Origin of the sequence: Limnobaculum xujianqingii, assembly GCF_013394855.1 — a bacterium.
GTDB classification, from domain to species: domain Bacteria; phylum Pseudomonadota; class Gammaproteobacteria; order Enterobacterales; family Enterobacteriaceae; genus Limnobaculum; species Limnobaculum xujianqingii.
Genome location: NZ_JABMLK010000001.1, coordinates 2,570,423 through 2,591,086 on the forward strand (window position 1 = coordinate 2,570,423; position 20,664 = coordinate 2,591,086).

A 20,664-nucleotide genomic window follows, 5' to 3' on the forward strand; every position below is an offset into this window, starting at 1 on the left:
GATAGTTAACGAGGCGTTTTGCCATCTTCAAATATTGCCAGCTCATCCCAGATAGCATCAACGCGAGAACGCACCGCAGGATCCATAGTTATTGGCCTTCCCCATTCGCGCTGCGTCTCACCCGGCCACTTATTGGTGGCATCCATACCCATCTTGGAACCTAATCCTGAAACCGGTGAGGCAAAATCCAGATAGTCGATTGGCGTGTTTTCCATTAATACGGTATCGCGCGCCGGGTCCATTCTGGTGGTAATTGCCCAGATCACATCATTCCAGTCTCTGGCATTAATGTCATCATCACAGACAATGACAAACTTGGTATACATAAACTGCCGCAGGAAGGACCAAACGCCCATCATCACGCGTTTGGCATGACCAGCGTACTGCTTCTTCATGGTAACCACGGCCATCCGATAGGAACAGCCTTCAGGGGGCAGATAAAAATCAACAATTTCCGGGAATTGCTTTTGCAGAATCGGCACAAAAACTTCGTTTAGTGCCAGCCCCATTACCGCCGGTTCATCTGGTGGACGACCAGTATAGGTTGAATGATAGATAGCATCAGCCCGACGAGTAATATGAGTTACGGTAAACACCGGGAAGCTATCTACTTCATTGTAATAACCGGTATGATCACCGTATGGCCCTTCTGGCGCCATTTCCCCTGGCTCGATATAACCTTCCAGCACAATTTCGGCGCTGGCGGGCACTTCTAATTCATTGGATACACACTTCACTACATCGGTTTTATAACCACGCAGTAACCCTGCAAATGCATATTCTGAGAGTGTATCCGGCACCGGCGTTACCGCCGCCAGAATAGTGGCAGGATCGGCCCCTAAAGCAACAGCAACCGGGAAACGCTCACCGGGATGTTGCTGACACCATTCCTGATAATCTAAAGCACCGCCCCGATGAGAGAGCCAGCGCATAATGACTTTATTTTTATCCAGTACCTGTTGGCGATAAATACCCAGATTCTGCCGTTCTTTGTGAGGGCCACGGGTGACCGTCAGCCCCCAGGTAATTAGCGGTGCGGCGTCTTCTGGCCAGCAATGCATAATCGGCAGCTTGCTTAGGTCAACATCATCACCCTGCCAGATTTGTTCCTGACAAGGTGCAGAGGCCAGCCGTTTAGTCGGCATATTTAAAACCTGTTTAAACTGAGGCAGTTTATCCATCAGATCGCGAAACCCTTTTGGTGGTTCCGGTTCCTTCAGGAAGGCCAGCAGTTTACCTACCTCGCGCAGCGCACTCACATCCTCCTGCCCCATTCCCATCGCCACCCGTTTGGGTGTGCCAAACAGGTTACACAGCACAGGGGTCTGATATCCTTTGGGATTTTCAAACAACAATGCAGGACCACCGGCACGCAGGGTGCGATCGGCAATCTCTGTCATCTCAAGATAGGGATCAATCGGTTGTGTAATACGTTTTAATTCCCCTTGCTTCTCCAGCAAATCGAGGAACTCGCGCAGATCTCGGTATTTCATAGTTTTATTTACAGGCCAGTTAAGATGTCATTATAGAAAGGTTTCCCTCACTTCGCCGCCATTATACTTACTTTTAGCCATTAACAGCAGGTAAACGGAACCAGTTCGCTAAGCGCAGCGGTATCAAGATGCTCCGTGGTTTCCTGACCATGACGGAAAATTTTGAAGCCCTGACTTTTAGCGCTGTAATAGCGAAGTTTAGTACCAGAGATTTGCAGCAGACTACCTTCGCGCAGTGCCACTACCGATTCAGTTTGGTTTACCGCACAAAACTCAGCAATACGCTCATCACGGGTTTCGCCCATATGTCCACTCAGATGAGCATCAATATAATGCGGGTTAATTTGTACCGGGAACAGGCCTAATGATGGTAACACTACGCTGCTGCGCACTGGCATATCGTTGGTGGTTCTGATGGATGGGCAAGCCACATTACAGCCTGCGCTCCAGCCAATATAAGGAACTTCACGTTCACGAACGGCACGTTGAATTGGTACAATCAAATCTTTCTCATGCAACATCTGATTCAACATCCATGTGTTACCACCACTAACGATAATACATTCCGCCTGAGCAATCGCTTCTGCTGGCTTATCAAAGTGGTGAATGCTGGTGACAGAAATGCCTAAGCTGCTTTCCAGATCACGAGCGCGCGCATCATAATCACTACGAATCAGGGCATAAGGAATTAATATTGCTTTGGCGACTTTCCGACGTTCTAACACCGCTAAAATCTGTTTTTTAGCGTAACCCAGTAACTCTTCGTCTCCGGATGTCTTACCATTACTTAACAATATCAGTTCCATATAGAATACCTCTGTTTAGTTATTAACTCTCTATTTATACAGGAAAACACTCGCATTTACTGTGATCGTTTTCCATTTAGCTCGAAACTGTCTCAATGTATTAGCCCAGCATAGTATTTCTCACTGGATTAATCGACCGTCATAATGAACCTGATGTCTATTATCCTACTATTTTGCTATGCTTAAGCGGTATTTTTATTTGGCGAATCAACTAATGGAATCATGGTATTTACTTTATTGTAAGCGTGGTCAACTAACACGCGCACAAGAGCATCTTGAACGGCAACAGGTGCCCAGCTTCAGCCCTATGTATCAGATAGAAAAAATTGTTCGGGGTAAAAAAACATTGGTAGATGAACCACTGTTTCCCAACTATCTGTTCATTGAGCTGGATCCGGAAAGAGTTCACACCACCACTATCAGCGCAACCCGAGGCGTTAGCCACTTCATTCGTTTCGGTAAATTCCCGGTGACAGTGCCTTTTAGCCTGATAAAAAACCTGATGATGCAGCCTAAGCCACAGCTAAGCGATCCAACACAACCTAAAAGTGGTGATACCGTAGTTATTACTGAAGGGATATTTGAAGGATTAGAAGCGATTTATGCGGAACCAGATGGTGAAGCTCGCTCAATACTTTTATTAAATCTGATTAACCAGAAGGTTGAACATAAGATTAGTAATTCTCAGTTTGAGAAGCGGGATTAAGATTTAACTTTTCAGCGTCATTTTAATTAGCAACAGTGAACATTCCGGCCGTAAAAACCATGTGCTCATATTGCCTTCGTGCCCGGCCGGGCAATGATTTGTAATTAATATCTGAGAACGTCGGGCCAATGGTCCGACGCTTTAACGATTATTTTTAGCGTTGCATGGCGTCTTCATGTAACCATTGCGCTACACGTTTCGCGAAGTAGGTTAAAACACCATCCGCACCCGCACGTTTAAAGCATAATAATGATTCCATCACCGCAGGTTTTTCCTGCAACCAACCGTTTTGGAATGCTGCCATGTGCATGGCATATTCACCGGACACCTGATAAGCAAACGTTGGTACACCGAAGGTATCTTTAACCCGACGTACTACATCCAGATATGGCATACCAGGTTTCACCATCACCATATCCGCGCCTTCCTGCAAGTCCTGAGCCACTTCCTGTAAAGCTTCATTACTATTAGCTGGGTCCATCTGATAGGTTTTCTTGTTACCCCCTTTCAGATTACCGCTGGAACCTACTGCGTCACGGAATGGTCCGTAATAACATGAAGCATACTTGGCTGAATAAGCCATGATTTGAGTATTCACAAAGCTCTGAACTTCCAGCTGATGGCGAATGGCACCAATACGGCCGTCCATCATATCGCTTGGAGCGACAATATCAGCTCCGGCTTCAGCATGACACATTGCCTGACGGATCAGGATTTCTTTAGTAATGTCATTAATCACATAACCATTGTCATCAATGATGCCATCCTGACCATGTATTGTATAAGGGTCGAGGGCCACATCGGTCAGGATACCCAGTTCAGGAACCGCCTGTTTCAATGCGCGTATCGCACGAGGCACCAGGCCTTGTGAGTTGTAGGCTTCTTCTGCAAACAGGCTTTTCAGATTTGGCTCAATCACCGGGAAAAGGGAAAGTACCGGAATGCCCAATTTCGCCAGCTCTTCAGCCTCTTTCACCAGTAGATCAACTGTCATGCGGCTAACGCCCGGCATGGAAGGAACTTCCTGACGCTGATTCTCCCCTTCCATAATAAATACTGGATAAATTAAATCGTTAACCGTTAACTGATTTTCAGAAACCAGACGGCGGCTAAAGTCATGGCAACGCACGCGACGCAGTCGACGTTCAGGGAAAGCACTCGGAATAATATAGCTCACAAAAGTTCTCCTCAATTCTTAACTTTGTGGGGAATCAACACCCATCAGTTTTTTCATTATTTATCATACGCTGCTCTCGCAGTGACTCAACCTAATCTCAATAAACGGTTAGCATTTTGCCGGGTTATTTCCCCCAGACAGGCAGCATCCTCGCCGCGCAGTATGGCCACTTCCTGCAATATATGAGCCAGGAGTGCAGGTTCATTGCGCCGTGAGGTTGGTTTTGGCTTGAGGTCACGTGGCAGCAAATAGGGGGCGTCGGTCTCCAGCAATAACTTATCAGCAGGTATCAGCGGCACCAGTTCTCGCAACTCTTGCCCCCGGCGCTCATCGCATATCCAACCGGTGATACCGACATAGAGCCCCAGTGACAGATATTCTTCCAGTTCCTGACGATTGCCCGTAAAACAGTGCACTACTGCTGCAGGAACCTTACTCAGCCAGGGTTTTAGCAATTCAATAAACCGTTGATGAGCATCACGACAGTGCAAAAACAAGGGCATTTCAAGCTCTGCCGCTATCGCCAGTTGTGCACTGAAAGCATGTTCTTGTTGCTGTGGTGTTGAGAAATTACGGTTAAAATCCAGTCCGCATTCGCCTATTGCGGCTACGTTGGACTCTGCCGCCAGTTGATATATTTGCTGCTCACAGGAGATTGACCAGCCAGAAGCATCGTGAGGATGAACCCCGGCGGTACTCCAGCAATAATCAGGATAGTGGTTAGCTAGTTGATGAGCCTCGATGCTCTCTTTTAGCGAGGTACCGGTAATCAACATGCCGTTGACTCCAGCCTGTTTAGCCCGTTCCACCACCTCATATCGATCCTGAGCAAACTGGCGGTTAGTCAGGTTAACGCCTATATCGAACATTGATTTTTCTCCTGGTAGCGGTTATCAGGGCTTTAAACAAAAACCATCTACATGTTGATAAGCCATTTATATTAACTTCAGTGAATATTCCGGCCGTAAAAGCAATATGCCAATATTATTTCCGTGCTCGGCCGGAAGACCATCTGAGCTTAACTTTGGAGGGACTGGCTTCCCTCTGTTTGATTGCATTAATAATTTAAAGCCGCCCATAAGGCGGCTAAAACTGGTGACAAAATCTGATTTGTTCGGTTTTGTGTTTTAAAATAGCCAATTGTCGGGAGGGGCTCCCGTGGGGGTCGACTTGGCGTCAGCCAACGAAGTGCCCGTAGGGAGACCTGGCCCGACACGCACTGAAGCCAAATACAGGCGGTCTTCCGGTCGAGCACAAAGCTATACAAGCGCTTTAGATTTTACGACCGGAATATCATTGAGGCCAATCTATCTGGTTTATCAGCTGTCTGAGCCGCCCGAGGGCGGCTTCACTTAAATCAATTAATCCAACAACTATGCCGATGGCTTTTCACTGTCGTCGGAAGGCTCGTCTTCGCCATCCTCTTCGTCTTGCTCATCTGCTTTTTTACGGCCTTTTCCTACGTAGAAACGGGCGAAGAAGACGCCGATTTCAAACAGAATGCACATAGGTATGGCCAACAGCGTTTGTGAGAACACATCGGGGGGGGTCATTAACATGCCAACCACGAATGCGCCCACAATGATGTAAGGACGTTTCTTTTTCAGATCATCTGGCGTGGTGACACCACTCCAGCACAGCAGAATAATCGCAACTGGTACTTCAAACGACACACCGAAAGCAAAAAACAGCGCCATAACAAAGTTAAGGTAGTTATTAATATCGGTGGATATCAATATGCCTACAGGTGCAGTTTTAACGAAAAAGCCAAACGCCAGTGGGAACACCACAAAGTAGGCAAACGCCATCCCAAGATAAAACAGCGCGGTACTGGAGAACAGCAACGGCATCATCAAACGGCGTTCATGCTTATACAGCGCCGGTGCAATAAATGACCATACCTGATACAGAATATAAGGCGCTGAAATAAATACCGAAACGATCAGCGTCAACTTGATTGGCGTCAGGAATGGCGAAGCCACATCCGTTGCAATCATGCTGGCGCCCTGAGGCAGTTGAGTCATCAATGGTGCGGACACCATATGATAGATATCGTTTGAAAAATAGACTAATGCCAGAAATATCAAAAGAATACAAACCATCGACCGTAACAGACGAGAGCGTAATTCAATCAAATGGCTGATAAGCGGCTGGGTATCTTCTACGGACATGGATTATTTTTCGCTATCAGGTTTATTGATGGATACCGGCTCTGGCTGAACAACTTCGGTTGCTGTTTCAGCAACGACCGGTTCTGCTGCAACAGACTCGACAGGAGGTACTTTATTTTTGTTCGCTGCTGCTTCCTCTGCTGCTTTTGCGGCAGTTTCAGTGGCTGATACCGAAGGTTTATCGGCATCAGCAGCAGAAGTTGGTGAAGTATTAAAAGACTCAGCCGCATTATTGAGATCGCTCTGGATGGTGCGTTTCATCCCGGTTGCCATCTCTTTTAATTCATCCATAGAAGCTTTCAGCTCCGGAGATAAATTCTGCAGACCTGCCTGCTCCGCTTTCTTCAGGCTCTCTTTCAGCTCTTGTAGCTTCAGTTCCTGAGTCAGCTCATTTTGCACGGATGAAGCCAGAGAACGCATCGCTCTAATCCAGCCCGTGACTGTTTTAACTGCAACCGGCAACCGCTCAGGACCAAGCACAATCAGGCCAATGATCAGTACCAGTACAATTTCACCAAACCCTATATCGAACACGGATTATACCTGCTCTTTATTCTGGCTCTTTTGCTCTTCGGTTTTAACCGAAGGTTGTTGCTGTTCTTGAATAGATTTAACATCAAAATCAGCATCGTTTTGGGCTTCTTCTTTGTTGGCAGTAGTTGCCTGATTAGAAGTCGTCTCTTCATCGCTCATGGCTTTTTTAAAGCCTTTCACGGATGCACCAAGGTCAGAACCTAAAGTACGCAGTTTCTTTGTTCCGAACAACAATACGACAATCGCAACGATTATCAGTAGTTGCCAAATGCTAATTCCACCCATGTTATATGCCTCTGTTAATCGCGGGTTGATTTTGAGATTGCTGACCAGTATACGGTAGTTTCAGCAAGCTGTAGTAATAAAATCTGGTAATAAATAGTTAAGCTGCCTTTCGCCATCCAATCAGCCAGACAACCGCCCCAGCACCCGCCAGACAAACTGGCCAGACGGGAATATGATTTGCGAACAGGATTGTAGCACCAATCAATAAAGTAGCACCTACCCCAAAGAGGTAGCGAGACTGGTTCTGCTTTTCCTGACGATGACCAATTTGAGCGTTGAGTTTATCAATACTATTTTGCAATTCTTTGTGCTGCCGCAAACTGTCGTAAAACAATTCCGGTAATTCAGGTAATTTCTCTATCCAGTATGGTGCTTTTTCTTTCAGAGTGCGAACCAGTGCAGGGATCCCTACCTGATCGCGCATCCAGGTTTCCAGGAAAGGCTTAGCGGTAGTCCATAAGTCCAACTGTGGATAGAGTTGTCGGCCTAATCCTTCGATATACAGCAAGGTTTTTTGCAATAGCACCAGTTGAGGCTGCACTTCCATATTAAAGCGGCGCGCAGTATTAAACAGGTTCATCAGTACATGACCAAATGAGATTTCAGACAGCGGCTTCTCAAAAATAGGCTCACAAACGGTACGAATAGCAAACTCGAACTCTTCTACATTAGTATCTGGCGGCACCCAACCAGAATCCACGTGCAGCTCAGCAACTTTGCGGTAATCACGATTAAAAAAGGCGATAAAGTTTTCCGCCAGATAACGTTTATCCCCTTTGCTCAGCGAACCAACAATGCCACAGTCAATACCAATATACTGTGGATTCTCCGGCGTAGCATAGCTGACAAAGATATTTCCCGGATGCATATCCGCGTGGAAAAAACTGTCGCGAAACACCTGAGTAAAGAAGATCTGAACGCCACGTTCCGCCAGCACTTTCATGTTAGTACCATTGGCTTCCAGCGCATCAATATCGGCAATAGAAATACCGTAGATACGTTCCATTACCAGCACATTTTCGTGGCAGTAATCGCTGAAGACTTCAGGCACATACATCATTGGGCTGTTATCAAAATTACGGCGCAGCTGAATGGTATTGGCCGCTTCACGCAGTAAGTTTAATTCGTCCAACAGTGTTTTTTCATATTCACGAACCACCTCGCGCGGTCGCAGACGGCGACCATCCGGTAGTAGTTTTGGCACCCAACCGGCAATGCGGTACATCAGGCGAATATCTGCCTCAATAATCGGTTTAATATCCGGGCGAATAACTTTAAGCACCACTTCCTGACCATTGCTTTTCAGCACCGCAGTATGAACCTGAGCGATAGAAGCCGATGCCAGAGCCTGAGGGTCGAAATCATCAAACCATTGCTCCAGCTTACCGCCCATTGAGGCTTCAATATGTTTACGGGCTAATTCACCGTCAAAAGATTCAACCTGATCCTGCAATAACGCCAGTTGGTCAGCAATGACCGGTGGGAATAAATCCCGACGCGTTGACATCATCTGGCCGAACTTGATCCACACGGGGCCTAAGGTTTGTAGCGCTAAACGTAAACGCTCCCCCAACGCTTTATCCGGATACTTATTTCTCATCCAGAACAGCGAACGACACCACATTCTCAATGGCCAGGTAAGGCGCATTTTCGGGATCAATTCGTCTAACCCATGAGTCAGAAAAACGCGGACGATTACATATAAACGCAAAAATTCAGATGGGGTCATCGGGTGCTCTCCAGCTTCTCTATTCTTTTCGCCAGAGCATCAACCTGCTGACTTAAAATTTCAGTTTCATCACCAAAGTGCAGCACTTCCAGTCGTCCTGGGGCCAAACGCCACTCCTCAGTTACCGCCTGTGCCAGATAGTTTTGTTGATGTTCCACCCATTGCTTTACTCTTTTAGCGCTGTTTTGCGCTCTCTGACTTAGGGTTTCTGCCGCTACATCACCAATATAAGGAGAGAGCCATTCAGCGGGATCCCATTCAGCCAGATCGATTAAGGTGACAAACTGCTGTATCACCTGCATATCCCCGTCAACAACGACATCACCATCACGCATCAATGCAGACAGACGCTGGCGGTCGCGCAGAGAAAACAGGGTTGGCAGTTTGGTTATCAGAGTACAGTTTGCCGGCTGTTCCCACTGACTCACAACGTCAATATGATTAACGCTGAATACTAACGTCAGAGAAGTGGACAGCTCTTGCAGGCTCAGCTTAAGCGTTTTACCAGCCAGCCGATGGCTCATCGATTGCATGCTGCGATCGCGAAAAAGCAAACTGTTCAGAGAGGTTTCTATAATGCCGGCAATCAGGGGAACAAACAACATAGCGATCCTTTGTAAGAACTGAAATACAACACGGGTATATTGATGATATTCAACCATGAAGGCAACGACTGAATGAGGAGATAAGCTAAAATGGCGGAATAAAATGTCTGTTTTGAGACGATAACATTATTGTTAACAAACGCTAATTGAAATCATCTTTCTTTTAGAATCTGGTAGCTAGCCTACTGGCGAACTCTTGAGTTATTGCAAATTTAGCATATTGAAAACAACGCATTACACCTTTTTGCATGATAACTACCACAAATTTTGATACAGCTATAGTAAAGAAGAACGACAAATATCATAGTTTAGAGATAGTTTATTGCGTTGATAGCCACTACATCCCATAATTATGCGCATACATCTGCGCATAATATTGAGGTGCACTATGAATACTATTCCTTCTCGCCATAGCGCTAAAAGAAGCACTAACGTTTATCTGACAGCTTCTCTCGTTGATAAAGCCCGCAGTATGAACATGAATTTATCAGCTACATTAGACGAGCTTTTGGCTAAAGCTATTGAGTCGAAACAAAACGAACAGGCAAAAGAGAAAGAAGATATGCAAGCCATGAATAAATTTATGACTGAGGCAGGCCTGTTGTCTGACGATGAATTTTTCGGGGGCCTGTAATGTCGAAGCAATTTGATGTATACAAGAACCCTTCCACAAAAACAAATCGACTCTGGCCATTGTATTTAATTCTTCAAAATAATTATTTTGATGATTTAAATACAAGATTGATAGTGCCTTTAGTATCTCAAAAAGATTTAAATCTGAATCAAAAAAGAATAACTCCCCAGATTACTATCAATAAGGATGTCTATTACGTTTTTACCCCAGCAATAACATTTATTGATGCAAATAAAATTAAAAAAGCAGATTTTGTATGTAATGTTAACTCGGCAAGACATGATATCGTTTCTGCCCTGGATTCAATCATAACTAATACATAACCGCTGATATACTCTGTAGATAATGAAACACATCTCCGTCCCCACCAGCCAAGCAGCCATGACCCGTTTGGATCTCGATGCTTGCATCACTGGTGATTTAATTGAGTTTTATCTCAACGATGCACAGTATCGGGCGCTCTGGAAGAGCGGCGTTATCGAACAGATAAATAAAACCCTGAACATCATGATTGATGATTTTGAAGATGAGAAGATATTGGGCAGTGAACGCCTTCTTTATGCCCAACAACTTATTGAATCTAAACTGGCTGCAACCAATTGTGAGGTCCTGCAAAAACTACTTTTTCTGACCATTAGCGCCCTGAAATACAACACAGGAGTATTCTTCTATTTTTGAAACAATAAATCACAAACTACTTATACACCCTCTCCACCGGCAGTAACTCGGTTGCCTTCTCCATATCCCCTTTTACCACTAACGCCCGAATCTCATGGGCTAGCGGCGTTACATTGGTAATCTGGCGTATCCACTGGTTTACATAACGCTCCACCGCCTCTTCACCTAAACCAATCTGAATCGAACGATATTCAAGAGGATGAAGCAGTAAATTACGTTCTGGGTCCCACTGGATACGAACCGGTGAATCACGTTTCACCTGCTCCCATTGTTCCTTGGTCATTGATGGTTCCGCATGGCTGCCACAGCTATGTTCCAGAGCCCATTCAAATCCTTCACGGGTGATATCCATTGCCAGAATGCGCTCCTGACCAGCATCTTTATAGCCCCATCCGGCACGATACATCATCCAGAGAAATGACGGTTTTATCCAGGTCATACGAGCCATTTTAAAAGGTGAGGATACAAAAGTACCGTGAGCCAGTGCAGAATCAGCAATTTGGTTGGAATAAGCCTGATAAACCCGAATGGTGTCATTATCGAACAGCGCCCGAATTTGACGGTAGGGTGGTGATGGCATCATGTCAAAAATCCTTTTATTACTTGATGATAAGAGGTTTTGTCAGTAGAGGAAAAACATAATACAGGAAGAGGTTTGGTGAAAAATAGATTAAAACGCTGACGACCGTAAGGTAAATATGGCGGTATAAACGCTCGTTACTATTGGTAACTCACTTCCCTTTATTTCTGCCAACTTCCTTAGCAGAAAACCATATCTACCAAACTATCAGAACCCGCGGACAAAAAAGCGCAGTCTGACTAATTAGTACTTAAAGCCCCGATGCAAGGCAACAATTCCACCCGTCAGGTTAAAGTAACCAACGCCGTCGAATCCAGCTTCTTCCATCATGCCTTTCAGGGTTTCCTGATCGGGATGCATACGAATGGATTCTGCTAAATAACGATAGCTGTCGGCATCGCTTGTTACCATCTCGCCAATTTTTGGCAAAACATGGAACGAATAAGCGTCATAAGCCGTATTGAGTAGTTTCACTACCGGTTTGGAGAACTCCAGCACCAGCAGACGACCACCCGGTTTTAGCACACGGAACATTGAGCGCAGAGCCTTGTCTTTATCGGTGACGTTACGCAACCCGAAAGAGATAGTAATACAGTCGAAGTGATCGTCCGGAAAGGGTAATGCTTCAGCATTAGCCTGTACATAGTTGACGTTACCGATGATTCCCATGTCACGCAGCTTAGAGCGGCCCATTTTCAACATGGAGTCATTAATATCGGCTAAAACAACTTCTCCCTTTTCACCAACCAGACGTGAAAACTTTGCAGTTAAATCACCAGTTCCACCTGCCAGATCGAGCACTTTCTGCCCTTCACGAACTGCACTACAATCAATCGTGAATCGTTTCCAAACCCGGTGAATCCCGAATGACATTAAGTCGTTCATCAAGTCATATTTTGAAGCTACAGAATGGAAAACCTCAGCAACCATTGCGACTTTTTGATCTTTTTCTATCGTGCGGAAACCAAAGTGGGTCGTGGTTTCCTGCGTTTCGTTCATCATGATTAAACCTGATTTAATAAGTCATATGAATTAATTTAGTCTACCAGAAACAATCTGAAACATACTCACCAATAACTCTTTTTTACTATCATTCGGTAATATCAGAAGAATTCTCTGGTTCAGCGGTGTTATCTGGTATTTTTGATATCGATTCAGCTAAAGCCTGTTCCGATATCGCAGTATTCATCGGGCGTTTGACTTCAACCCCCAACGCTCGAAAACTTTCTACCTGCCCAATGACGTTACCCCGCCCCTGAGACAGCTTATTCATTGCCTGTCGATAATTATCCTGTGCCTTATCGAGGCTCATGCCCAGCGATGTCATATCGTCAACAAACAGCCGAAGTTTATCATACAGGCGCGCGGCCCGGTCGGCGATCTGTTGGGCATTCTGGCTTTGATGCTCATAACGCCATAAATTACCGATGGTTCTTAACGCCACCAGCAATGTCGTTGGACTAACCAGCATAATATTGTTCTGCAATGCTTCACTGATTAATTCTGGCTGCCTGTCGATGGCTAACAGGAAAGCAGGTTCTACCGGAATAAACATCAGTACATAATCTAAAGAGCGTAATCCCGGAAGCTGGTGATAATCTTTACGACTGAGCAAACGGATATGCGACTTGATGGAAGCAATATGCTCATGCAACGCCTGGCTGCGTTCCTGCTCGTCATCACTGTTAAAATAGCGCTCGTAACTTACCAGCGACATCTTAGCATCAATAACAACATCTTTCCCCTGTGGGAGATGTACGATCACATCCGGCTGCTGGCGGTTGCCCTCTTCACCCTTCATATTAACCTGAGTCTGATACTCATGGCCTTCACGTAAACCCGACGCTTCCAGTACCCGACTGAGCACCACTTCGCCCCAGTTCCCTTGGGTCTTATTATCCCCTTTCAGGGCTTTGGTCAGGTTTAGCGCCTCCCGGGCCATTTGAGCGTTCAGTTGCTGTAGATTGCGGATCTCATGGGTCAGCGTATGACGTTCCCGCGCTTCCTGCCCATAGCTGTCCTGTACCTGACGGCGAAAACCGTCCAACTGCTCATACAGAGGAAGTAATAGCCGATCGAGGCTCTGGCGGTTTTGTTCGTCCACCTTACGTCCATTCTGCTCAAAAATACGATTGGCTAAGTTTTCAAACTGTACGGTTAATCGCTGTTCGCTGCTAATTAGCAAACGCTGCTTCTCTTCAGAAGCAAAGCGGGTCTCTTCCAGGCGGGTGGACATCTCCCGCAGCTCTACCTCCAGAGAATTATTAATACCCTGAAGGCTGCGTAATTCCTGATTTAACCGTTCGCACTCTTCATGCCATAGCGTCTGCTGCTGGGCTTTTTCCTGCAGCGCAGCCAGACGGGCATACAGATCGCGCAGATCCAACTGCCCTTTTTGCAGCTCCTGCTGTTGAATTTTACGTTCTGATTGTAACTGTTGATTATCTGAATCCGCCTGATCCAACTGTGCGGTCAGCAATGCGATTTGGTTTTCCTGCTGCAGACTATGGCGCTGGTTATAAATTGCCATTACCAGTCCGCCCAGTAATAACCCTGCCAGCGCAGCAGCAAAAATCATCATCAAGCTGTTATCCACCGCGCCTCCGGCTTTTGATATACATGCATCACAAATTAATAAGCGTTAAAAGTAAGAGAATACTGTATAAATGTCCAGATTGTTTTGGCTGATTATGCGTAATTGTTCCCATTATCTATAAGCAGAATGGCTAAAAGCGCAGATAATGAGCAATCCATTGAATACCAAAGGCTCCGGGAGCTAAGATTAGAAAACCCCACAGCATAGCGGAGGTCAGATTAACTATCTGGAATGACTTCAGCGGCATCTCGCAAATACCAGCAACCAGCGGCACTGTAGCGCGAAAAGGACCAAAAAAGCGGCCAACAAATACCCCAATGGTTCCCCAGCGATCAAAAAAGTGCTGACCGCGCACCAGCATTTGTGGATTACGCGATAGTGGCCAGATATGTGCAATGCGTTCTTTATAACGCCACCCCAACCAGTAAGATATCCAGTCGCCAAAAAAAGCACCAAGAGATGCAGCAATCCATATAGGCCAGAAAGCGATACCGCTCTCACCAATAATTGCACCAATACCGATCAGGATAACCGTGGCAGGAATCAGCAAAGAGAGAAAAGCAATGGATTCACCAAATGCCAGAAAAAAAACAATAGGAGCGCCCCACGCCTGATGGTCGCGGACAAAATTCATGGTCGATGTGATGATATAGTCAAGGGTCACACAACTACTCCCGTTTTTAACTCTCTCATTTAGCAAGATACCAACAGCAAAAAGCAATACTCTTTTGATTTTTATACATTATACAACATGCTTATACATACCAGATAAGTACCATAAAAAAACCGGGTGAATCCCCGGCTTCTTTTGTCATTAATAACGTCAATTACTTAAGCCGCCGGCTTGGCCTCTGACGCTATACTAAGCATATCTTCACCGCCAATAGCCGGAACACGAATAGTAACGCGCGTATAAACTTCCGACTGACTTTCCACCGTCACGCCATAGTCATAGCCGTGACGGGCCTTAATGCGACGATCCACCAGATTCATACCCAAACCGTCACCGTTTGGTCTTGGATAGTAATTACCCGCGTTATCCTCCACCAATAAAACCAGTGCCGGATGGTGAAGGCCAGTAGTATCAAAATAGCCTTTAATGCTGATATGACCTTCCGTCAGCATCTGAGAGGTTCCGTGCTTAATGGCATTTTCCACAATAGGTTGTAAAGAGAATGCAGGTAAAGAGAGAGGTAATAGTGCATCCGGTATATCAATATCAACGGTTAATCGATCGGCAAAACGCGCCTTTTCAATTTCCAGATAGGCATTGATGTGCTCTAACTCATCACTCAGGCTAACTTCATCATTACTGCGCTTTAAGTTCTTACGGAAGAAAGTGGAGAGTGATAGCACCAGACGACGGGCATGACCGGGATCTTTGCGAATTACCGCAGATAGCGTATTTAACGCATTAAACAGAAAATGGGGGTTAACCTGCGCATGGAGTAGTTTAATCTCCGATTGCGCCAACAATTGCCTCTGCTGTTCCAGGGTTCCCGTCAGGATTTGTGCCGATAGCAAATGAGCAATCCCTTCCCCTAACGTTCGGTTAATGGAGGAGAACAGCCGACTTTTCGGTTCATACAGCTTAATGGTTCCAATAACAGTCCTTTCAGCACCACGTAACGGAATTACTAACGTTGAGCCCAGTTTGCAGTTAGGCGTAATCGAACAGGCATAGTGAACTTCGTTACCATCTGCATACACCACTTGGTTATTCTCAATGGCTTTATGAGTATGGTGAGAGGTAATTAGCGTGCCGGGAATATGGTGATCGTCACCAATACCAATAAACGCCAGCAGTTTTTCCCGGTCAGTAATCGCCACAGCACCAACGCCAAGTTCTTCATACAAAATTTGAGCTACCCGCATGCTGTTTTTCTGGTTAAACCCTTGCCGCAGAACCCCTTCCGATCGGGCCGCAATCTTCAAGGCTTTGGCAGAAAACGCAGTGGTGTACTTCTCAAAAATCGCTCGCCGGTCTAACAGGATACGCATAAACATCGCCGCACCCACCGAGTTAGCAATCATCATCGGTAATGCAATATCGTTTACCAGATGTACCGCCTGAGAGAATGGTCGGGCAATCAGTAAGATAATCAGCATTTGCAGTGCTTCGGCAAACAGCGTAATAGCCGCAACGGTCAGTGGCTGAAAAAGAAGATCCATACGATTGTGGCGAACCAAATAGCGGTGTAATAAGCCTCCCACTAAACCTTCCACAATAGTAGATAACATACAAGCCGTTGCCGTCATACCGCCCATGGAATAGCGATGCAAACCACCGGTTAAGCCGACAAAAAATCCAACCGATGGCCCACCCAATACACCACCTAAAACAGCTCCCATAGCTCGGGTATTAGCAATAGAATCATCAATCTGCAGGCCGAAATAGGTTCCCATAATGCAGAACATAGAAAAGGTGAAGTAACACAACAATTTATGGGGAAGGCGAATGGTAACCTGCATTAACGGAATAAACAGCGGCGTTTTACTCAGCAGATAGGCAATAACCAGATAAACGCACATTTGCTGTAACAAAGATAAAATGAGGTCAATCTGACTAATTTCCATGGGGTGTCTTTCTCTGCGTGATTAACAGCGGTTCGCTGACTATTCTAACATCAGTTGTTAATTATCCCCGCATTTTTACACGATCGCGTTATCTTGAGATAGACCCTGGTCCAGTAAAGGACGCTTTCAATCAAAATAGATAAAAAAAAGCCAGCACGCGGCTGGCTAAAATAAACACTGGAAGCAATGTGAGCAATGTCGTGCTTTCCCGAGGTGAGCATGAATGACCGCCTCTTGAAAAGATGTAAATAATAATCATTATCAATACACTCTGTAAAGCTCTTTTTTACTAAAATGAAAATATTTCTCATTTAAATTATAATATCATTATTTTTCAATTTGATAGATGGCATAATTTCCCCTATTTCTTCTAAGGAGATAGTTTGAAACTCTGGCTATCCTACTGTTCATGATTCATTAAATGATAAAAGTTAGTCACTTTTTGAATTGAAGCAGTACATATTTTAACCATTATGAATTCACAACTGCTAAAATAGACTAATGGTTACTTAATTTATCTGTAGATAAGGAGTGCGGTCATGGCAAGCGGATGGGCAGCAGACGGTGCCGTACAGGATCAAATTGACAGCACCATCTCAGATGCTGTCGCCAAAGCACGTTCTCAATTACATAACGGTGAAAGTGCAACTCACTGTCTGGAGTGTGGTGATCCCATTCCACAGGCCAGAAGAGATGCCCTTCCCGGCGTTCAATATTGTCTGACCTGCCAGACCGAGTTGGATAAGAAAAACCTGCATCAGGCTGGCTATAATCGCCGTGGAAGTAAAGATAGTCAGCTAAGATAACTGCGACTGTCGGTTCCTTATCCTTCATCTGTCGCTTCCTTCACCGGAACAACCACACCCAGTTTTGATACCAGCAGCAGGCTAATGCACAAAGGTATAACCAACAGCAATAACGCATTCTTCACGCCAAACGCATTCGCCAGAAAGCCCAGTAACGGCGGCCCGGTTAACAAAGAGCAATAACCTATCGCCGCCACTACCGCGATGCGGGAAGCAGCATGTCGAGGCTCATCAGCAGCGGCACTCATCCCCACTGGAAAACCTAATGCACAGCCTATTCCCCATAGCAAAATACCCGGTAGCGCCATAGATAAGTTCGGTGAAAAACCAAAAATCATTAGACCGGTGATGCTAAGCACAGTACATACGCGCAATACGACTACTCGCCCATACTTATCAATCAGCAGGCCACCAAACCAACGCATACTGGTCATCGCTGCTACAAACAGTGCCAGCGTCATGGACCCCATCCATCCGGCGGGTTCAACGCCATCAAGGGTAAACCCAGTGACAACACCCAATGGGAGCCAGTCAAAAGCCGCACCCTCCAGTAATGACGTTGCCAGCACGGTAAAACCAATGGCTAAAGTACGCCATTCCAGCCAGGCGGCAAAAGGATTACTTCTTGGTTGGTTTTCCGTATGTTCTACAGCATGATAACGGGTACCCGCCGAAAGATAACGGCTACTGCACCAGAGCAAAAGTACGGCTGCGCCGACCACCAACAGTAACAGCGGTAGGGTAAATCCAACCTGTAAAAACTCCAGCAATGCACCACAGGCAGCGCCAGTAACGGTCCCAAACGAAAAACAGGCGTGCAGTTTAGGCATAATGGTATATCCCAATCGCTGCTCAACCTGAGTTCCCTCCAGATTCATTGCCACATCGCACAGGCTAAACCCAAAGCCAAAAATAAACAGACCGCCGCCCAAAAGCCATTGGCTGGGTAACAGAGCCGATACCGCAACACTCCCCATGCCTAGCGAAAAAACCAGGGCAGATAACATCACAGTAAAGGCACTGCTAAAGCGGCTGGTTATCCAACCGGCAATAATCAGTGCAGTTAACGACCCTGCCGCAGCACAAAGAAAAAATAGCCCCATTTGAGCAGAGTTAATGGAGAAAATACTCATCACTAAAGGAATACGGGCAGCCCAGCTGGCAAACACAAATCCGCAAAGAAAAAATGTCAGAAACACCGCATATTTTGCGCGAATGGCCCCATGAGATGGGGTGATGTCAGGTAGTGTTGAAGTCATAAATTCGCCCGAGTCCGTTTAATTATTTAGCATCAGCTTTACATAGTCTATGGTTCTCATTTTTCACAATCAAAACAAATCGGCACATTCAGGCCGATGTTTCGGTGTTTCTGCTTCACCATTGCGCCAAAGTTACATAAAGTGTTTCATACTTTCGGGATGACTAAAAACTATCGTTTAGTCAGTGCAGAAAAAACGGGTGGTTTATAATGGATCGGTTCACCAGCATGTCAGTTTTTGTTGCTGTAGTAGAAAAAGGAAGCTTTGTTGCGGCGGCAGAGGCCATGAAGATCTCCCCCACCATGGTAGGAAAACATATTTCTGCCCTTGAACATGCATTAAAAACCAAACTCCTGGTTCGCACTACCCGTCGTCAGGGACTGACTGAAGCCGGTCAACTCTATTATCAACACAGTCGCCGAATTGTTGATGATATGACTAAAGTAGAAACTCTGGTGCATTCCCTGAAAACAACTCCTACTGGTCGCCTGAAGATCACTGCTCCTTATGCTTTTGGTAACCATATTCTGATACCGCTTATCAGTCAGTTTCTGGAGCTGTATCCGGAGATCAATATTGAGATAGAACTGGCTGACCGCAAAGTTAACCTGATTGAAGAAGGGTTCGATTTTGCCTTTCGCATTGGTGAGATTGTTGATGAACGGCTGGTGGCAAAAGCACTGCCGGACTACGAAATGGTACTGGCTGCCACGCCAGACTATCTGGAAAAGCACGGGACTCCTGATACTCCACAAGCCCTACGCCACCACAACTGTCTGGGGTATAACCAACATCAGAGTGAAAAGCTTTGGCAGTCCATTGGGATTACACCAAACGAAGGGGAATCTCTCCCATCCCGTCTGGTGATCAACTCAGGCGAAGGCGCACGTCAGGCTGCACTGATGAATTTTACTATTGTGTTGCAATCCAAAGTCATTCTGGAACAGGACCTGCTCAATGGACGCTTGGTCAGAGTACTACCGGAATTCTCTTTGCCTTCTTACCCCATGCATCTGGTCTACCTGCCACAAAAAGAGATGCCACTAAAAACCGAAGCATTCATTAGCTTTATGATGGAAAAACTATGGCAACGGATGATGACGCTCTCTCATTTGTAATTAAAACTATGGCATCAGACTATCGGTAAAGCGGCGAATTGCCGCCAGTTGACTGGCGTTATAACTACACTGCCCCACTTCAATTTTCGGCTTATTATGCCCGTGAAAATCACTGCCGCAGGTCACATGAAGATTTTGGTTTAGTGCAAAATCATACAACCATGCCGCCAACTCTGGCGTGTGATAGCTGGAAAATACCTCAATACCCATTACGCCAATTTTCTGCATGCCGCTGAGTACTTCCTGATATTGCTGCTTAATATTGGCACCGATGTGAGCTATAACCGGGGTGCCTCCGTTGCTACGGATAACATCCACCATCTGTTCCATAGCCGGGTAACTCACCGGGATATAACAAGGGCGATCTGCGCCAAAAAAGTCCCAATAGAAATTGATCAACGGCATATCCGAACGTGGACCACCAGAACGGTAAGGATGCAGCAATGGGTTATCCTGATTACGTTCATCTGCCAGAATCACTTCTGCCATCTGCTCTTCCTGAGGAACCCGTTCACCGGCAAGTTCGGCCAGAGCATCCTCATCAACAATCAAACCGCAATGGCGCAATACTTCTATCTTTTTCGGTGCCAGCTGTCGCTGTAACTCACTAAAATTGCGATGTATCTGTGAAAAATCATCGCTGGGTGTAAAACCATACCCCAGTAAATGATAATTTCGCCCGTTAAAGGTACAGTCAATTTCAATACCGGATATGGTTCTCAAAGTACTATCGGCTAAAGCGCAGGCCTCTGCTACAGAGTCAGCGGAGTTATGGTCGGTCACTGCCAGCGTAGTAATGCCATGTGCCTTACAGCGAGATATTAATTCTGCTACCGGCAAATCTGCATCATCGCTGTAGTTTGAATGCATATGAAGATCGATCTTTTCTTCCATCATAAATAATGACTCC

At 45.8% G+C, this 20,664-nt stretch carries 22 protein-coding genes; 6 read left to right on the plus strand and 16 right to left on the minus strand.

Features of this window, described 5'->3' with window-relative positions; genetic code table 11:
• Positions 1-5: 5 nt before the first annotated feature.
• Both ubiD and pepE read right to left on the minus strand, forming a co-directional pair.
• Positions 6-1,493: a 4-hydroxy-3-polyprenylbenzoate decarboxylase gene (gene ubiD, locus GOL65_RS11685; protein WP_140918925.1), complete on the minus strand. Its 1,488-nt coding sequence runs from the start codon at positions 1,491-1,493 to the stop codon at positions 6-8.
• Positions 1,494-1,573: 80 nt separating this feature from the next.
• Positions 1,574-2,299 (minus strand): dipeptidase PepE, encoded by a 726-nt coding sequence (pepE, locus tag GOL65_RS11690; RefSeq protein ID WP_140918926.1) that lies wholly within the window; start codon positions 2,297-2,299, stop codon positions 1,574-1,576.
• A gap of 214 nt (positions 2,300-2,513) precedes the next feature.
• On the opposite strand from pepE, the gene rfaH reads away from it, so the two are divergent.
• Positions 2,514-3,005, plus strand: coding sequence for a transcription/translation regulatory transformer protein RfaH (gene rfaH / locus GOL65_RS11695; protein WP_140918927.1), 492 nt, complete (start codon positions 2,514-2,516; stop codon positions 3,003-3,005).
• A 154-nt stretch (positions 3,006-3,159) separates the two neighbouring features.
• Here rfaH and hemB read toward each other — a convergent pair whose 3' ends face one another.
• From hemB to ubiJ, 7 genes are all read right to left on the minus strand, one after another.
• Positions 3,160-4,182 (minus strand): porphobilinogen synthase, encoded by a 1,023-nt coding sequence (hemB, locus tag GOL65_RS11700; protein WP_140918928.1) that lies wholly within the window; start codon positions 4,180-4,182, stop codon positions 3,160-3,162.
• Between the two features lie 86 nt (positions 4,183-4,268).
• A complete protein-coding gene (tatD, locus tag GOL65_RS11705) occupies positions 4,269-5,051 on the minus strand; it encodes a 3'-5' ssDNA/RNA exonuclease TatD (protein WP_140918929.1) in 783 nt (260 codons plus the stop codon).
• A gap of 504 nt (positions 5,052-5,555) precedes the next feature.
• Complete coding sequence (tatC, locus tag GOL65_RS11710) at positions 5,556-6,353, minus strand: Sec-independent protein translocase subunit TatC (RefSeq protein ID WP_140918930.1); 798 nt, start codon at positions 6,351-6,353, stop codon at positions 5,556-5,558.
• 3 nt (positions 6,354-6,356) lie between these two features.
• A complete protein-coding gene (tatB, locus tag GOL65_RS11715) occupies positions 6,357-6,887 on the minus strand; it encodes a Sec-independent protein translocase protein TatB (RefSeq protein ID WP_140918931.1) in 531 nt (176 codons plus the stop codon).
• A gap of 3 nt (positions 6,888-6,890) precedes the next feature.
• Complete coding sequence (gene tatA / locus GOL65_RS11720) at positions 6,891-7,172, minus strand: Sec-independent protein translocase subunit TatA (RefSeq protein WP_130593240.1); 282 nt, start codon at positions 7,170-7,172, stop codon at positions 6,891-6,893.
• Between the two features lie 97 nt (positions 7,173-7,269).
• Entirely contained in the window at positions 7,270-8,901 is a 1,632-nt protein-coding gene (gene ubiB, locus GOL65_RS11725; RefSeq protein WP_140918932.1) for a ubiquinone biosynthesis regulatory protein kinase UbiB, read from the minus strand.
• A complete protein-coding gene (gene ubiJ, locus GOL65_RS11730; protein ID WP_140918933.1) occupies positions 8,898-9,506 on the minus strand; it encodes a ubiquinone biosynthesis protein UbiJ in 609 nt (202 codons plus the stop codon). The genes ubiB and ubiJ overlap by 4 nt, the downstream gene beginning before the upstream one ends.
• A gap of 388 nt (positions 9,507-9,894) precedes the next feature.
• Here ubiJ and GOL65_RS11735 point away from each other — a divergent pair, with 388 nt between their 5' ends.
• Genes GOL65_RS11735 through GOL65_RS11745 form a run of 3 tightly spaced genes read left to right on the plus strand, consistent with a single transcriptional unit; the run spans position 9,895 to position 10,818 of the window.
• On the plus strand, positions 9,895-10,140 hold the full coding sequence (locus GOL65_RS11735) for a type II toxin-antitoxin system CcdA family antitoxin (protein ID WP_179038325.1): 246 nt from the start codon (positions 9,895-9,897) through the stop codon (positions 10,138-10,140).
• Entirely contained in the window at positions 10,140-10,463 is a 324-nt protein-coding gene (locus GOL65_RS11740) for a CcdB family protein (RefSeq protein WP_140918935.1), read from the plus strand. The genes GOL65_RS11735 and GOL65_RS11740 overlap by 1 nt, the downstream gene beginning before the upstream one ends.
• 58 nt (positions 10,464-10,521) lie before the next feature.
• Positions 10,522-10,818: a hypothetical protein gene (locus GOL65_RS11745; protein WP_140918936.1), complete on the plus strand. Its 297-nt coding sequence runs from the start codon at positions 10,522-10,524 to the stop codon at positions 10,816-10,818.
• 16 nt (positions 10,819-10,834) lie between these two features.
• On the opposite strand, the gene GOL65_RS11750 is transcribed toward GOL65_RS11745, so the two are convergent.
• From GOL65_RS11750 to GOL65_RS11770, 5 genes are all read right to left on the minus strand, one after another.
• Entirely contained in the window at positions 10,835-11,401 is a 567-nt protein-coding gene (locus GOL65_RS11750) for a DUF4291 domain-containing protein (protein ID WP_179038326.1), read from the minus strand.
• 240 nt (positions 11,402-11,641) lie between these two features.
• The gene (gene ubiE / locus GOL65_RS11755) at positions 11,642-12,400 is read right to left on the minus strand and encodes a bifunctional demethylmenaquinone methyltransferase/2-methoxy-6-polyprenyl-1,4-benzoquinol methylase UbiE (protein WP_456152037.1); all 759 of its coding nucleotides are present in this window, start codon (positions 12,398-12,400) and stop codon (positions 11,642-11,644) included.
• A gap of 88 nt (positions 12,401-12,488) precedes the next feature.
• The gene (rmuC, locus tag GOL65_RS11760) at positions 12,489-13,994 is read right to left on the minus strand and encodes a DNA recombination protein RmuC (protein WP_140918938.1); all 1,506 of its coding nucleotides are present in this window, start codon (positions 13,992-13,994) and stop codon (positions 12,489-12,491) included.
• A 130-nt stretch (positions 13,995-14,124) separates the two neighbouring features.
• Positions 14,125-14,658, minus strand: coding sequence for a DedA family protein (locus GOL65_RS11765; protein ID WP_140918939.1), 534 nt, complete (start codon positions 14,656-14,658; stop codon positions 14,125-14,127).
• Between the two features lie 167 nt (positions 14,659-14,825).
• Positions 14,826-16,571, minus strand: coding sequence for a sensor histidine kinase (locus tag GOL65_RS11770; protein ID WP_140918940.1), 1,746 nt, complete (start codon positions 16,569-16,571; stop codon positions 14,826-14,828).
• A gap of 539 nt (positions 16,572-17,110) precedes the next feature.
• Between GOL65_RS11770 and GOL65_RS11775 the strand changes: the two genes are divergently transcribed.
• A complete protein-coding gene (locus tag GOL65_RS11775; protein WP_140918941.1) occupies positions 17,111-17,377 on the plus strand; it encodes a DksA/TraR family C4-type zinc finger protein in 267 nt (88 codons plus the stop codon).
• Positions 17,378-17,394: 17 nt separating this feature from the next.
• Here the strand turns inward: GOL65_RS11775 and GOL65_RS11780 are convergent, their stop codons facing one another.
• Complete coding sequence (locus GOL65_RS11780) at positions 17,395-18,636, minus strand: MFS transporter (protein WP_140918942.1); 1,242 nt, start codon at positions 18,634-18,636, stop codon at positions 17,395-17,397.
• Positions 18,637-18,845: 209 nt separating this feature from the next.
• Here GOL65_RS11780 and GOL65_RS11785 point away from each other — a divergent pair, with 209 nt between their 5' ends.
• Positions 18,846-19,754, plus strand: a complete 909-nt coding sequence (locus tag GOL65_RS11785) for a LysR family transcriptional regulator (RefSeq protein WP_140918943.1) — start codon at positions 18,846-18,848, stop codon at positions 19,752-19,754.
• 6 nt (positions 19,755-19,760) lie between these two features.
• Here GOL65_RS11785 and GOL65_RS11790 read toward each other — a convergent pair whose 3' ends face one another.
• Positions 19,761-20,651: a PHP domain-containing protein gene (locus tag GOL65_RS11790; RefSeq protein ID WP_218652027.1), complete on the minus strand. Its 891-nt coding sequence runs from the start codon at positions 20,649-20,651 to the stop codon at positions 19,761-19,763.
• Positions 20,652-20,664: the final 13 nt, after the last annotated feature.